Raw genomic sequence first — 14114 nt, forward strand, 5'->3', positions numbered from 1 at the left:
GACGTTAGGCCGCCGACAGTGTTTCTTGCTTGGTGTCGGATTGCATGGTCTTCCAAATCTGTTTCGTGATTTGGCGTTTGAGACATCGCTGCGCCTCGCGGCGTGTTTTTCCCTCGTTGATCTTGCGTCGGTAGTACTGGTAGCCGGGTGCTGAGGGGTGTCGTGATTGGCTCACGGCGATTATGTGGATGACGGCGTTGAGTTTGCGGTCGCCGCTGCGGGACAAGCGGTGGCGGTTGTGGTCGCCAGAAGACACATCAATCGGTGCGGTGCCGACGTAGGAGGCGAATGCGGCCTCGCTGGCGAACCGGGCGGGGTTGCCGATACGGGCGACGAGCCGGGCGGCGCAGATCGGTCCGACTCCGTGGATGGCGGTGAGGGTGGATCCGCTGGCCTCGAGGGCTGTGGTGATGCGGTCGGTGAGTTCGTCGATCTGGAAGCGCAGCCGCAGGAGATCGCCGACGATCTCCAAGGCGATGGTCCTACGCATTACATCTGCCGGGGTGACGGGCTCGTGAGCGATGACGATGCGGCGAATCTTTTCGACACTCTGGTTGGTTGCGACGCCACCGGGAAGGAGTTCTCGCAGGACGGCGTGGAGTTGGTTGACAACCCGTGAGTGCTGGTTCGCAACATCGGTGCGTCGTTCATCGAGCAGCCGAATGATCGCCCGATCACCATCGGCCTCGACCGGCCGATAGTCGGCTTGGGTGAACGCGACGCACGCCGCTGCGGCGGCATCGATACGGTCGGTTTTGCGGCGCCCACCGCGGGAGAGTTCACGGACGCGGGCGGTCGCGGTCGAGGGCACGTCGACGACGGTTTCGCCGGCCTGGATGAGCCATTGAGCAAAGTGGTGGCCGAGGCCTTTGGCGTTCTCGATGGCCCAGACACGGTCGGGCCATGCGGCCGACCAATCGAGGAGCTGCTGGTAGCCCTCTAAGCTTGACGGGACCCGGCGGGATCCGAGATCGGTGTTGGTGGAGGGTTCGACGCTGGTGGCGGTGTGGCTGAGCTTGTGAGGATCGATCCCGATCACATGCACTCGGGGCTCCTTGTCGGTGTGTGCGGACAGAGTGGGTATCTGTGATCGGCATTCCGACTTTCGGGCCCAGCGAGTGGGCGTCATTCCTGTGTTGAGCCAGATCGCAGACGGAGATCACGGAGGGGGCAAAACCCTCCGAGAGCCAGGTCCCGGCGCCAGGACCGGCAGGAAGCTAACGAGCCGCCCTCCGTGACTCCTCGTCAGGCTAGAACCCGGTTCGTTCGAACACCCGACGTACTTCCCATACAAGTCGGAAGCCGCAACGCCCGGGACCCCCATACCCCTGTCGCGGAAGATTAGGGCCGGTGCACGGTGGACTCTGTCCACACCTTTCAGGCACGAATTGTGCGGAGCGCGGTAGGGGAGTGGCGCGAAACAGCCCCACGGTGGTGCCCCCGTGGCCACGACCTCACTACGCCGAGATCGATGCTGGTGGGCTGGGTTCCTGTGTGCTCGTCAAGCCGTCCTGGTGTTCGAATGTGTGGTGACGGTGGGGGAGGGCGCCCTTGCTCTCGCCAACAATCTGAGGGCGATGAACAGGCAGGACGGCGGGTCAGATCTGAACGGCGAACCGACGACGCATGGCCTCGATGAGCCTGCGTCATCGTGGAGCTCAATCGTCATATGAACTGTCCGCAAACGGGCTGGCGTCGGCTGTGTGTGACGTTCAGCCGCTCGATCATCACGAGCCGGGCCGGTCATCGCGCCGTTGCTCGAGCGACCAGATTGCTTCGCCACGCCTGTCCTCTCTGCACCCGTCTTCGTGAGAGGTGGAAGCCTGGACACACACGGTGAACACGACGGTGGCCGAGCTCCTGGGGCAGACCTCGCTACGCGAGGGCGAGGAAGAGTTTTTCCAGTTCTTCTTCGGTCATGGGTTCTTTGGCGTCGGGGTCGCCGGTGATGCATTCGCGGAGGCCGGTGGCGACGATCTTGAAGCCGGCTTTGTCGAGGGCGCGGGAGACGGCGGCGAGTTGGGTGACGACGTCTTTGCAGTTGCGGCCGTTTTCGATCATGGAGATCACCCCGCCGAGTTGGCCGTGTGCCCGGCGTAGCCGGTTGAGTACCACCGCTATGGTTTCGTCGTCTCCGGTCATGATTTTCTCCCGTTTCGTCTGCGACGAGTCTACCCCCGGGGGCATATTTGCCCCCGGGGGTGGATCCGACGGTGGTTCAGTTGCTGTCGAGTGCGGCGATGGCGTTGCCGAGTAGTTCGGAGGCCTGCGCGGCAACGGCTTCGAGGCCGGCTTCGCCGGTGACCGAGACCATCAGGCCGGGGTTCATGGCTTCGACGATCATGGACCGGCCGGTGGTGTCGGAGGTGTCGGCGCGGACGACGACGTTGCAGGGCAGCAGCATCCCGATCTGTGGCTGCACGCCGAGGGCTTGGTGGGCGAGGGTGGGGTTGCAGGCGCCGAGGATGGTGTAGGGCTCCATGTCCTCGTCGAGTTTCTTCTTCAGCGTTGCCTGGACGTCGATCTCGGTGAGGATGCCGAACCCTTGATCGGCGAGTGCGGCGGTCACTTTCTGTTTGGCGTCGGCGAAGTCGGTGTCGGTCAGTGTGGTGGTCAGTCCCAGATTCATCGGGTCTCCTTTGTTGGTGGTGCTGAGAGGTGTGTGGTGTTTCAGTTGTGGGAGAAACTGATCGCCGGAAGCGCTCGCCGCAGCCAGGTGGGCGACCACCATCCGGCGTGTCCGGTGATTCGCAGCAGCACCGGCAGCAGGATCAGTCGGATGAGCACTGCGTCGAGCAGGACTGCGACTCCCAGGATGATCCCCATTTCCTTCGGGGGGAGTGGATCGGCGAGTGCGAAGCTGAAGAACACCGCGACCATCACCGCCGCAGCGGCGAAGATGACCCGTCCGGAATGGGCCATCCCGTCGATCTGCGCGGTGTAGGGGTCGCCGGTCTTCTCGTAGTGCTCCTTCGCGGTCGCCAGCAAGAACACGGTGTAGTCCATCGCGATCGCGAAGATCATAGCGAAGAAGAACACCGGCCCCCACCCGTCGAGGAATCCCTGCGGGGTGAAGCCGAGCAGCGATGCGCCGTGACCGTCTTGGAAGATCAGCTTCGCCACTCCGAACGCGGCCCCGGTGGAGAGCAGGCTGACGATCGTGCCCAGCAGGGCGATGAGCGGCGCCTGCAACGCGACGAGCAGCAGCAGGAATCCCATGACCAGGATGATGCCGACGATGATCGGCAGGTAGTCGTTCAGTGCGGCCTGTAGGTCGAGGTTCTCCGCCGGCGCACCGCCGACCAGGGCGTCGGCGGGAACCCGATCACGCAGGGTGTCGAGGATTGACCCCATCTGCGGATCAGACGGGTCGACCGACGGAATTGCCTGTAGCAGTGCGTAGTCGGATCCGTCACGGGCCGGCTGCGGTGGGGTCACCATCGCGATGCCTGGACTCGATGCAGCGGCGGATGCGGTCGCGGCAGCGTCGGCCTGAGGAACGACGACCTGCAGCGCTCCGGGAGCGCCGGGACCGAACTGCTCCTGGACGAGGGCGTAGCCCTGCCGAACAGCCGAGTCCTGCGGCACCACCGAGATCGATGGCATCGCGACCTTGAGTCCGAACACCGGTAGCGCGAGCAGCACCAGGAGGCCGAGTGACACGACGGCGAACGGCCATGGGTGCTTGTGTAGCAGCGTGCCCCACCGGTGGAACACCGGTGAGCGATGTTCCTGCCGTTTCGCGTAGGGCAGTGCGACGGCGTTGACCTTGGGGCCGAGCGCACCGAGGACGGTGGGCAACAGTGTGAGAGTCGCCGCCAGGACGAAGACGACGGCCAGCATGATCCCGACCGCCATGGTGCGCACCGCCGGAGCCGGGACCAACAGGACTGCCGACAGGCTCACCAGAACCGTCAGTCCGGACAGGAACACAGCCTTTCCCGCGGTGTCCATCGTCTCGATGACCGCACGACGCCGGTCGCCGCGCTTGCTCAACGCATCTCGGAATCGGGAGACGATGAACAGGGCGTAGTCGATACCGAGTGCGAGGGCGAACATCATGGCGAAGTTCATGGCCCACACCGAGATCGGGGTGATGTGGTTGAGCAGGACCAGGCCGCCTGCCGATGCCACCAGACCGGCGACGGTCAGCAGCAGTGGTAGGCCGGCGGCGACCAGTGATCCGAAAGCGAGGACCATGATCGCGAGGGTGACCGGCCAGGAGAACAGTTCGGCTTTGATCATCGCGTCGTGGTTGGCCTTGTTGAAGTCGGCCCACAACGCTGACGCTCCGGTGGGATAGACCTCGATGCCGTCGCGCGACAGGGCCGTCAACTCTGCTGTGTGGTCGTCGACTGCGGCGACCATCTTGTCGGTCGATGCGTTGGCGCCGGCGATGAGGATCCCGGTGTGTGCGTCGCGGCTGATCGTCATACCGGGCTGCGGTGCGACGATCTCACCGAATCGCGGGTCGGCGGACAGATCGCGGCCGATCTGGTCGAACACCGCCCGCATCGACGGGTCGGTGACGGTCGCCGTGTCGGAGTGGACGACGACCTGCACCGCCGAGGAGGCGTTGCCGCCGAAGTGTTGCTGGGCGAGGTCGCGGACCTGGACTGATTCCGACCCGTTGGCCTGCCATCCCGCGCCGGCCAGCGAGGAGAACACCGAGGGCGCGAACGCTCCGAGGACGATGATCGCGGCGAGCCACGTCCCGAACAGGATCCGACGGTGGTCGGTGCCCCATCCGCCGATGCGGCCCAGCAGGCCCGGAGGGGAGTCCCGTTCGGACGTCGAGTCGGACGCGTCGCGGGTGGTGTCGGTACTGGTCATCGGTTGCGTCCTGTCAGGCGAGAGAAGATCGAGCGGGCGGGATGGTCGGCGTGCCCGGGGCACCAGTTCGTCTCCGGCACTCGACGTTTGACGTCGGCGACGTGGCGGCCGCACCCGGCCCAGGTGGTCTTGCCGCAGATGCGGCAGGTCGCTGCGTGACACATCCGGCTCAGCCTTTCGTCAGGGTCGGAGGCCCCGACCGGGGCCGCTGCATCTGCGCGAACGACGACGAGTGGGCGAGGACGACCACCGCATCAAACAACTCGAATGCCTCATCGCCGGTGGGGATCTCGGTGATCACCGGACCGAAAAGCGCCCGGCCATCGACCGCGACGATCGGCGTCCCCGACGACTCGCCGTAGATGCGCACAGCATGGGCGTGGGCAGCCTCGACGCGCTCGTCGAGCGTCGGGTCGTCAATGGCAGCAGCCTGGCCGGGGTCGAGACCACATTCGGTGAGCGCATCCCGTGCGACATCGGCAGTGATGTCCACGTGCTCGAGGTGGACGCGACGACCCAACGCGGCATACAGCTCGGCGAAGTGCGATGGGTCGACCGAGGCCAGCAGGCGCCCACCGGCACGCGAGGTGTCCATGTGATGCGCCATCGACGGGTCCATCTCACCGCCGGCGATCGCCTCGGCATTCAGCGTCACCAGGCTCATCTGGCGAAGAGTCACCGTCACGTCCACGCGCTGGTCAGCAATGTCGGTGAGCCACCGCGACGTCGCCCAGGCGAACGGGCATGCCGGGTCCACGTAGCAATCGATGCGTGTTTCCATAGCTCGTTTATACCCCTGGGGGTATCGTCTAGTCAAGGGTCCGATCCTTGGTCACGACGCTCGTCAGTCGAGGTGCGTTCCGCGGGGCAGAAGTTTTCGACAGTGATGACGGGCATGCTGTGTCGGATCGAAAGATTGTGTTGCCCCATGTTTTACGCGCGGGGACCTGCAACGAGTAGGGTCGCGCGATCGTCCGCCGCCACCCGTGATGGGCGGTTACATCTCGCGCGTTCGACTGATCGACGCCAGGGTAGGGGCCAAGGATGGCGGCCCAGATGGGCAGACGTACCGCGCCCTCAGCCTCATCGCTTCTATGCGAGCACGACGCCTCAGATCTAGACGTCAGTGGTGACCGAGCGTTGTTTAGCTGCGGCTGGTCGGGTGTGCGTGGATCATTGCGCTGGTCAGCCGGGGCACTGTTTCGGTGAGTCGGGTTTCGGCGTCGTGGGCTATTTCGTGTGCCTGCATCAGCGACAGCGACGGGTTGACGTCGAGGGTGACGTCGGCGAGGAGGTCGTGGCCGACCCAGCGCATGCGGATGGTGTCCACGGCGTACACCCCTGGTGTTTCGGCGACCGCTTTTTCGGCGGCATCGAGTAGTTTCGGGTCGACGGCGTCGAGCATGCGGGCGAACACTTCTTTGGCTGCGCCGTAGAGGACCGAGAGGATTGCGGCGGTGATGAGCAGCCCGACGACCGGGTCGGCCCATTGCCATCCGATCCAGGCGCCGCCGGCGGCGATGAGGACGGCGAGGCTGGTGAACCCGTCGGTGCGGGCGTGTAGGCCGTCGGCGACCAGGGCGGCTGAACCGATCTGGCGTCCCACGGTGATGCGGTAGCGCGCGACGATCTCGTTGCCGAGGAAGCCGACGAGCCCGGCTGCTGCGACCCAACCGATGTCGGTCATCGGGCGCGGGTTGAGCAGTCGGTCGACCGCGGTCCAGGCGGCCAAGACGGCGGAGGCGAACATGACCAGCAGGACTGCCAGCCCGGCGAGGTCTTCGCTGCGACCGAGTCCGTAGGTGAACCGACGTGTCGCCTGTCGGCGGCCCAGGAGGAACGCAGCTGCCAGCGGCACTGCTGTGAGGGCGTCAGCGAAGTTGTGGAGTGTGTCGCCGAGCAGGGCAACCGATCCGCTGACGATCACCACAATCAGCTGGGCCACCGCGGTGATCATCAGAGCGACGAACGAAATCCACAACGCGCGCATACCGCGGGCGCTAGCCTCCAGGCTGGAATCGACGATGTCGGCGCTGTCGTGGCTGTGCGGGGTCACCGCATGGGCGATGCGGCCCCGCAGGCCGGCCCATCCCGTCCTGTGGTCGTGGTTGTGGTGGGCGTGCTCGTGCTGGACATGGTCGTGACCACCGGACATGACAGGAACTCCACTTCAAGGTGTGACACGGCAAGGCGGTAGGACTCAGCCGTCAACGGATTGCTCAACTATATGCGTAGTCACGTGTATACGCGAATACGCACTCTGTTGGTATCGTGAGGGTTGTGCATACCTCGCAGCCCGACTTCCACATGCCCGCTGATGAGCAAGTCCATCTGGCTGCGGAGTCGCTGCGCTTGCTTGCCGACCCGACGCGGATCAAGGTGTTGTGGGCTCTGCTGCAGGGCGAGTCGTCGGTGGCGTGTCTAGCCGAACTCGCCGGCGCCGCTCCGGCCGCGGTCAGCCAGCACCTCGCCAAACTGCGCCTGGCCGGACTGGTCACCGGCCGCCGCGAAGGCACATTCGTCTACTACTCGGCAGCCGACGACCACGTGCGAGGCCTGCTCAGCCAAGCGCTGTTCCACGCAGACCACGTCGACCGCAACATCGCCGCCGACCGCACCGGCCACACGCATAGGGGCGTCGACCCATCGCGGTCGATATGACAGCCCGCGCCCTCGCATTCACGCACGGGGGCTTGGGCCACGCATCGGTGCCCGCCTGGGAAATCGCACCCCGGCCGTAGGTGGCAATGGTCAGGGGACTGTCCGGCCGAGGTGCACAGGGGCGTTCGAGGTGCAGCACCGGCCGACGCCCGAATCGCTGAGCGATCGGGTCGTCGGATCGACTGCCGGGAGGCATCCGAGCTGGTGTCTTCGCGTGGTGCCGTCCTTCACTGTAGGGCTGTGTCTCAGTGCTGCATCGACTTGTGGTCGCCGTCTGGTTCTCCTCCCATCATTGACATCATGGCGCGGCCGCCTGTTCGCAGGAAGCGCCACACCAGGATCGCGGCCACTGCAAGGAATACGATGTTGAGCCAGGTGGTGTAGTTCCAGGTAATGCCCTCGGTCGGCATGTGTGCGCTGGCGGGGTCAGGGGTGAGTCCGGTTGGGGTGAAGAGTAGTTCGATGACATATCCCGCCACGACCATCGCGACGTAGAACACCCCGACGATCGCCAGCGTCATTTTCGCGCCGTAGTACTTGCGGTAGATGTTGAGGATCGGCAGGATCAGCAGGTCGGCGAAGATGAACGCGATGACGCCACCGAAGCTGATCCCACCGGTCCAGATAACTACTGCCAGTGGAACGTTGCCGACCGAGCAGACGAAGCTGACGATCGCGACGAGCGGCCCGATCAACGGGCCCCATATCGCGGCGAGAAGTGGGTGGCCATCGAGGAACAGGCCCTGCCAGAACGAATCGGGCACCCACGCGCCAAGCGCCCCGGCGATGAACAGGCCGATGACGAGGTCTTTCCAGATCGCCGCCCATTCCATGACGAAGACGTGGGCGACTGACGTCGTCCCCTCCGGGGATACCAGGCGCCGGAAGAAGCTGCCGCCACGCTGTACCGACATATCCATGGCGGCATGGCCTTCCATCGATCCAGCGACGCCCTTGTCGGCTTGTGTTGCAGCATCGCGGACTAGTTTCGCGCGTAATACCCTGCGGAACAGTAGGGCCACGATCACGATGATGATGGGTCCGCCGATGAATTCCGCGAGGGTGAATTGCCATCCCATCAGCAGTAGCAGGATCACCCCGAGCTCGATGACGAGGTTGGTCGATGCGATCTGAAACGCCATCGCGGCGGTGAAGTCGGCGCCCTTGCGGAACAGGGATCGCGCGAGAGCGACTGCGGCGTAGGAGCACGACGAGGATGCCATTCCGAAGCCGGTCGCGACTGCGAGTGATCGCGGGCTGTCATCGCCCATCAGCCGGACGACGGTGGCTCTGCGGACGACGGCTTGGACCACAGCTGACAGCAGGAAGCCCAGTATCAGAGCCCAGAGAATTTCCCAGGTCATGGAGCCGACGAGCCGGAGTGCGTGTTCGATTGCGTGCATGTCATTTCCTCGGGTGGGGTGTGGTTGTCAGAGGAGGTCGTCGATAAAGGCCCTGTGCAGCACTGACTGGGCGGTGTGATCAGTGTCGAGCGCGTTTTCGCAGGGTGCTCAGCCGCGCGTGGTAGTCGTCGTCGTCGATGTCGCCTCGGGCGTAGCGTTCCGCGAGCAGGTCCTCGGCACTGGTTTTGCTGTGGACCGATGACGGATTTCGACGCGTGTAGCGGACGGCGAGGGCGATACCGCCGATGATGAGGGCCCAGAACAGCACCATCGATATGATCATCACAGCGAATCCCCAGCCGCTTGAATTGTTGTCCTGCCAATACATCATGATGAAGCTCCTTTGTTTGTCACCGGGAAGTGTGGCAGTGCGGCGTTGCCGGAGGTAGAGGCTTTGGCCTCGTGTTCGGCGCCGTTTGCCATCGGGTCATGCGCGGCGGGACGACAGCGTCGCTGTACCGCGGTTCTCCTCTAGACGTGATAGTCCAATCGAGTCATCATTCCCGCGTCCTGGTGATAGCCGTTGTGACAGTGGAGCATCCACTGGCCGGGGTTGTCTGCGGCGAGGTCGACGGTGACACGTTGCATCGGGCGGACGATCACGGTGTCTTTGCGTGGTCCCGGCGTGCCGTCGGGGCGGCGGACCTGGAAGGTGTGCCCGTGCAGATGCATGGGGTGCCACATCATCGTGTTGTTGGTGAACGTCATGCGCGCCCGCTGCCCGTTGTCCACCATCACCGGCTGCATCTGATCGAACGTGCGACCGTTGATCGTCCAGCTGTACTCGCTCATATTCCCGCCGAGATCCGCCGAGAGTTCGGTGTCGATTCGCGCGGGCGGCATAGTGACCTCACTGGTGGCTACAAACGTATCCACCGTGCCGACCTGGCGGTCGAATTCGACTGGCCGACTACCTGTTGCGGGTGTTGCGCCGGACCCGGTGCGCAGCAGCGCCCGGGCCAAACCGGTCTTACCTTCGGGTGCGGCAACCAGCGGAAAGATCCCGTCCCCAGCTGTGACGATGACGTCGTAACGCTCGGACATACCGACCAGCAGCGCATCGACATCGGTCGGGACGATCGGGAAGCCGTCGGTATGAGTCACTGTCATCCGATGCCCCCCGAGCGCGACGCGGAACGCCGTCTCGGCACCGGCGTTGATGATGCGGACGCGGATGCGTTGTCCCGGTCGGGCGGTAAACGTAGTGGGTGCGTTCTCGATGCGCCCGTTGACCAGGTACAGCGGATAGGCGACATCACCGGCATCACCACCGAGAAGAGCGCTTTGACCGATTCCGCTGCTGGATCCGCCCATCGACATACCACCGCCCATGGTCATGCCGTTCTTCTGCAGCGAGGTGAGGATGTCGGCGGGGCTACGACCGACTCCATCGGTCCAGTCATCGAGGACGACGATCCACTCGGCGTCATAATCGTGACGCTCACGAGGGTCATCGACAATCAACGGCGCGTACAGACCGAAATCGGTTTGCATCCCGACGTGCGGATGTGCCCAGTATGTCCCCGAATCTGGCACCGAAAACCGGTAGGTGAACGACCCGCCTGCGGTGATGTCGGGCGTCGCTGGCGCGGCACCGTCCATATCGTTGCGGACCGCGATCCCATGCCAGTGCACCGATGTCGTTTCGCCCATCTCGTTGCGGACGGTGATCGCGAGTTCGTCGCCCACGTTTGCCCGGATCGGTTGCGCGGGAACGCCGTCGTCGTAGGCAAACGATGTGACGAGCGGTCCACCGAGGTCGAGCTGAACTCGCCGCGGGGTCAGGGCGTGTGTGACCGTGCGTCCGGTGTGCGGACGACGGGCTTCGGCGGCATTGATCGCGGACACGTCAACATCGTGGGCGCGGGGATTGGGCGTCGACCCTGTCGAGCAGGCCGCTAGCGCTGTACCGCCCAGGCCGACGACGGCGGCACCAAGAAAGGTTCGCCTGCTCAGGGATGGTTTCGGGTGTTGTGAAGTTGTCATGTGCTACTCCAGGATTCTGCGACAACAGCCCCGACCACGCTGGGTGGGCTACTGCCGTGGGGAATGAACTCGGACCGGCAACGTCGTGGAGACGTCGCCGAGACTCGAACTCACGCCTGGAGCACACACTTCAGTCGCAGCCGCTGCACACCGGTTGAGGGTGGACCTCGACGCTGCCCGGGCCAGGACGACCACGCGACGCGCGCGGTGTTACTGATCTGCGGGGCGATGCCCATGACCGCAACGACCGGGGCGTCATCATGAGATGCGACCGGGGGTGCCGACAGATCCCAGGACGAAGAATCCGCGCAGTGCGCGGCCGGTGCCGCCGAAGCCACATCATGGCGATCTGATGTTGCCGCCGAAGCCAGAGTGGTCGCGACTGCCGGCCGATCCGAGACACCGGATTGGCCATCCGGCATGGTGTGGCCCGCGTTTACTGGGCTGCAGCAACAGAGCCGCAGCAACACAACAAGCGCCAACACAATGACGCCCATGACGCCGGTGACCATCGCCCCACGAGGAGCGGAGATGCGGTGCATGCGCTCCTCCTTCCGCGACCAACCAAGGACTCAACCGTACCGCTGGGAATATACCCCCATAGGTATACGATCTCCAGTGCCGCCGGAGCCGCATGCCGGGGTTCGCCGCTCTATCGCAAGGGGTGGACTGCCGCACGTGGAATGGTTCGGCCAACCGAGTTTATACCCCTAGGGGGTACCGAGCCAGGGCTTTAGCTCGGCGATAGACTGAACCGGTGATCCCTTCGCCCCTGCCCCGACGTGCGGCTGCTGCCGTGCGGATGTCGGGGTTGGTGGCGTTGCTAGGTGCGGTGGTGCTGATGCACATCGGGTTGTTTTCCTGCTCGGATCCACAAATGCCGGAGCCCGCGTCCACCGCCGCCGCCAGTCCCGCCACCCACACTGGTCACGCGGTGATCGAGCAGGCCGCCGCGGCCGGCGAGCCGCACCACGCGGGGATGCGGTCCTGCGGTGAGCACGCGATGCTCCACGGTTGCGTTTTCCTCATCACCGCATTCGCCGCCGCAGTGCTGGCCCTCGCCCTAGTCGCCCGACTGGGTGTCACAGGCTTCGCCGCGGTCCTGCCGTGCGTGTACTGGATCACCGGCGCACGCAACCGCGCACCACCATGGTTGACGCCGTCCCTCGCGGAGTTGTCGATCCTGCGGGTCTGACAGGTCGACCCGACCATTCGTGGTCGGTTATGCCGTCACGTCCCATTTCTCGACAACCTCTGGAGTACAACAATGTCCACCTCTTCTTCTCGCCGCGCCGCTCTGGGCGCAGCAACCCTCGGTGCCGGCCTGGTGTTGGTCCTCGCCGGCTGCGGTACCGACGACTCGTCCACGGCGTCGGGTGCGAGCTCGGCGGCGTCCTCGGGCATGGCCGGTATGGACCACGGCGGCGGCTCTGCGGCGCCGTCCTCTGCGACCCGCACCGACTTCGTCGACGCTGACGTCACGTTCCTACAGATGATGTACCCCCACCACGCCCAAGCAGTCGAGATGGCCAAACTCGCACCCGGGCGATCGCAAAACGCGCAACTGTTGGCGTTGGCCACCGCGATCGACAAAGCCCAGGGCCCCGAGATGACCAAGATCGCCGGTCTGCTCAAGGACTTCGGTCAGCCCGCCCCCTCAGCATCAGGCGACCACGCGGCGATGTCGGGAATGATGTCGCCCGATCAGATGGCTTCGCTGCAGAAACTGTCGGGCACAGCATTTGACCGAGAATGGTTGCAGATGATGATCGAACACCACACCGGCGCGGTCACCATGGCCAACACCGAGACCGCCTCCGGCACCAACCCTGATGCCAAGGCACTCGCCCAGTCCATCATCACCAACCAGCAAGCCGAAATCACTCAAATGCGAACCATGCTCACACAGAGTTGACGCACACCGGTCAGGCGGACAGTCGAGCGGTCCGCCTGACCGGAGGTGCCCGACCAGCTTCGTCATCCCGGCGGTTCGCGTCGTTGATAGGTTCAGCGACTCGGGCCGTCCAGCATGAATTGCAGGGTCCATGCGTCGCCAGCAGTTGCGAGCATCGGAGCGTGTCTGGTGCTTGCAGGACGTTGTTGCGGCGTCGCCCCTAGCGGGTTGACGCCTCGCCGAGTGTGAGGGGTGTGGGTGGAACTATGGTCTCGATTTGGCCTGTGTCCACGTCGTAGATCAGGCCGGACACGAAAAACGCCGGTCCGTGCAGGTTCTCGAGAATCACGTCGACGTCGGTACGAACTGACCGGCGGGGATCGGTGACATGTTTGCGCTCGAGTTCCGATGGGGCGATCTCGAAGTAGTCGGCCAGCGCATCGGGAAATGACGCGAGATCGTTCATGCCACAGTCGGTGTGGTGCAGGATCATCAGGTTCCAGTCTCCGGGTCGGTGGGTTGCGGTGTTCGCTGCGCCGACCTTGCTGAGCAGTGCCATGGTTCGCAGCGTTGCTGGGGTGATGCGGCCGCCGACGTTGCGAAGGATTGCTGCTTCACCGTTGTCGAGCCCCAGTACGTGGGCGGGGTCGACCCGCGGATCCACGCACGCCACAACCATCATGTTGCCGGTGGGATTGATGACCAGTCCGTGGCGGGACTCCGCGGTGGCGAACTGGGCGTTTCGGCGAATCAGTGTGGGTACATCTGTCGTGTAGGTCTCCCGTGCGTCCTGGATCGGGGAGTGATGGTGCCAGCGGTTGACGGCGATGCTGGTGCCTGAGATTCGCTCCGCCGCCGAGTGACTGATGCGGTTACCGAGGTCGGCGGAGGCGTCGGTCAGCCGGGGCGTAGGACCGGTGGGTGGGTGCCTCCGACGACCTCGAATTCGCCGGGCCGGAGTTCGATGCGGCATGCGGCGCAGACCGTTGCGGGGTGTAGCTCGTGGCCGCACGAGTGTCGGAAGATTGCTTTGGGGATGTCGTCGCCCGAGTGGCGCTCACCCCATTCCTTGAGCATCAGCATCACCGGGATCAGATCGGCACCGGCATCGGTCAGGTGGTACTCGTGGCGCGGCGGGTGCTCGCTGTAAAGCGTCTTCGAGATGACCCCAATCTCGTCGAGCTTGCGCAGACGGGAGGCGAGCAGAGTGCGTGGCGCACCGGTCAGCGTGACCAACTCGGAGAACCGGTGGTAGCCGTAGGCGAGTTCGCGCAGCAGGGGCAAGGTGTGGCGCTCGCCGATGAGGGCGAGCGCGTCGGACATCGAGCATTCCCGCG

Annotated in this window: 14 protein-coding genes; 3 read left to right on the forward strand and 11 right to left on the reverse strand. The window is 64.6% G+C overall.

What is annotated here, in order from left to right; all coding sequences use genetic code 11:
- Positions 1–4: 4 nt before the first annotated feature.
- The 6 genes from TU34_RS03135 to TU34_RS03160 form a co-directional block, all read right to left on the reverse strand.
- The gene (locus TU34_RS03135; protein ID WP_045821405.1) at positions 5–1045 is read right to left on the reverse strand and encodes an IS110 family RNA-guided transposase; all 1041 of its coding nucleotides are present in this window, start codon (positions 1043–1045) and stop codon (positions 5–7) included.
- Positions 1046–1875: 830 nt separating this feature from the next.
- Positions 1876–2142 carry a metal-sensitive transcriptional regulator gene (locus TU34_RS03140; RefSeq protein WP_045821406.1) on the reverse strand — a complete coding sequence of 89 codons (267 nt, stop codon included), beginning with the start codon at positions 2140–2142 and terminating at the stop codon, positions 1876–1878.
- A 76-nt stretch (positions 2143–2218) separates the two neighbouring features.
- Positions 2219–2629, reverse strand: a complete 411-nt coding sequence (locus TU34_RS03145) for a DUF302 domain-containing protein (RefSeq protein ID WP_045821407.1) — start codon at positions 2627–2629, stop codon at positions 2219–2221.
- Between the two features lie 41 nt (positions 2630–2670).
- Positions 2671–4833, reverse strand: a complete 2163-nt coding sequence (locus TU34_RS03150) for an MMPL family transporter (RefSeq protein ID WP_045821408.1) — start codon at positions 4831–4833, stop codon at positions 2671–2673.
- 169 nt (positions 4834–5002) lie between these two features.
- On the reverse strand, positions 5003–5614 hold the full coding sequence (locus tag TU34_RS03155) for a DsbA family protein (protein WP_045821409.1): 612 nt from the start codon (positions 5612–5614) through the stop codon (positions 5003–5005).
- A gap of 363 nt (positions 5615–5977) precedes the next feature.
- A complete protein-coding gene (locus tag TU34_RS03160; protein WP_045821410.1) occupies positions 5978–6988 on the reverse strand; it encodes a cation diffusion facilitator family transporter in 1011 nt (336 codons plus the stop codon).
- A gap of 152 nt (positions 6989–7140) precedes the next feature.
- Here TU34_RS03160 and TU34_RS03165 point away from each other — a divergent pair, with 152 nt between their 5' ends.
- A complete protein-coding gene (locus tag TU34_RS03165; protein WP_420835154.1) occupies positions 7141–7494 on the forward strand; it encodes an ArsR/SmtB family transcription factor in 354 nt (117 codons plus the stop codon).
- A gap of 245 nt (positions 7495–7739) precedes the next feature.
- Here the strand turns inward: TU34_RS03165 and TU34_RS03170 are convergent, their stop codons facing one another.
- The 3 genes from TU34_RS03170 to TU34_RS03180 all read right to left on the reverse strand — a co-directional run bounded on the left by TU34_RS03170 (position 7740) and on the right by TU34_RS03180 (position 10883).
- A complete protein-coding gene (locus TU34_RS03170; RefSeq protein ID WP_045821412.1) occupies positions 7740–8897 on the reverse strand; it encodes a permease in 1158 nt (385 codons plus the stop codon).
- A 79-nt stretch (positions 8898–8976) separates the two neighbouring features.
- On the reverse strand, positions 8977–9228 hold the full coding sequence (locus TU34_RS03175; protein ID WP_052688676.1) for an SHOCT domain-containing protein: 252 nt from the start codon (positions 9226–9228) through the stop codon (positions 8977–8979).
- A gap of 140 nt (positions 9229–9368) precedes the next feature.
- Positions 9369–10883: a multicopper oxidase family protein gene (locus tag TU34_RS03180; RefSeq protein WP_045821413.1), complete on the reverse strand. Its 1515-nt coding sequence runs from the start codon at positions 10881–10883 to the stop codon at positions 9369–9371.
- 757 nt (positions 10884–11640) lie between these two features.
- Between TU34_RS03180 and TU34_RS22195 the strand changes: the two genes are divergently transcribed.
- Complete coding sequence (locus tag TU34_RS22195; RefSeq protein ID WP_150116368.1) at positions 11641–12078, forward strand: DUF6153 family protein; 438 nt, start codon at positions 11641–11643, stop codon at positions 12076–12078.
- 207 nt (positions 12079–12285) lie between these two features.
- Complete coding sequence (locus TU34_RS03190; RefSeq protein WP_238981150.1) at positions 12286–12798, forward strand: DUF305 domain-containing protein; 513 nt, start codon at positions 12286–12288, stop codon at positions 12796–12798.
- A gap of 199 nt (positions 12799–12997) precedes the next feature.
- On the opposite strand, the gene TU34_RS24540 is transcribed toward TU34_RS03190, so the two are convergent.
- A complete protein-coding gene (locus TU34_RS24540) occupies positions 12998–13750 on the reverse strand; it encodes a carbonic anhydrase (protein WP_338062972.1) in 753 nt (250 codons plus the stop codon).
- On the reverse strand, positions 13675–14100 hold the full coding sequence (locus TU34_RS03200; RefSeq protein ID WP_045821415.1) for a winged helix-turn-helix transcriptional regulator: 426 nt from the start codon (positions 14098–14100) through the stop codon (positions 13675–13677). Before TU34_RS03200 ends, TU34_RS24540 begins: the two co-directional genes overlap by 76 nt.
- Positions 14101–14114 lie beyond the last annotated feature (14 nt).

It is taken from the genome of Williamsia herbipolensis (assembly GCF_000964005.1).
GTDB classification, from domain to species: domain Bacteria; phylum Actinomycetota; class Actinomycetes; order Mycobacteriales; family Mycobacteriaceae; genus Williamsia_A; species Williamsia_A herbipolensis.

What these genes read in the sequence shown, in the direction of transcription:
- TU34_RS03200 (WP_045821415.1), bottom strand. Translation starts at nt 14,100, where the DNA reads ATGTCCGACGCGCTCGCCCTCATCGGCGAGCGCCACACCTTGCCCCTG.
- TU34_RS03180 (WP_045821413.1), bottom strand. Translation starts at nt 10,883, where the DNA reads ATGACAACTTCACAACACCCGAAACCATCCCTGAGCAGGCGAACCTTT.
- TU34_RS03140 (WP_045821406.1), bottom strand. Translation starts at nt 2,142, where the DNA reads ATGACCGGAGACGACGAAACCATAGCGGTGGTACTCAACCGGCTACGC.
- TU34_RS03155 (WP_045821409.1), bottom strand. Translation starts at nt 5,614, where the DNA reads ATGGAAACACGCATCGATTGCTACGTGGACCCGGCATGCCCGTTCGCC.
- TU34_RS03145 (WP_045821407.1), bottom strand. Translation starts at nt 2,629, where the DNA reads ATGAATCTGGGACTGACCACCACACTGACCGACACCGACTTCGCCGAC.
- TU34_RS24540 (WP_338062972.1), bottom strand. Translation starts at nt 13,750, where the DNA reads ATGCCGCATCGAACTCCGGCCCGGCGAATTCGAGGTCGTCGGAGGCAC.
- TU34_RS03190 (WP_238981150.1), top strand. Translation starts at nt 12,286, where the DNA reads ATGGCCGGTATGGACCACGGCGGCGGCTCTGCGGCGCCGTCCTCTGCG.
- TU34_RS03165 (WP_420835154.1), top strand. Translation starts at nt 7,141, where the DNA reads ATGCCCGCTGATGAGCAAGTCCATCTGGCTGCGGAGTCGCTGCGCTTG.
- TU34_RS03170 (WP_045821412.1), bottom strand. Translation starts at nt 8,897, where the DNA reads ATGCACGCAATCGAACACGCACTCCGGCTCGTCGGCTCCATGACCTGG.
- TU34_RS03150 (WP_045821408.1), bottom strand. Translation starts at nt 4,833, where the DNA reads ATGACCAGTACCGACACCACCCGCGACGCGTCCGACTCGACGTCCGAA.
- TU34_RS03160 (WP_045821410.1), bottom strand. Translation starts at nt 6,988, where the DNA reads ATGTCCGGTGGTCACGACCATGTCCAGCACGAGCACGCCCACCACAAC.
- TU34_RS03175 (WP_052688676.1), bottom strand. Translation starts at nt 9,228, where the DNA reads ATGATGTATTGGCAGGACAACAATTCAAGCGGCTGGGGATTCGCTGTG.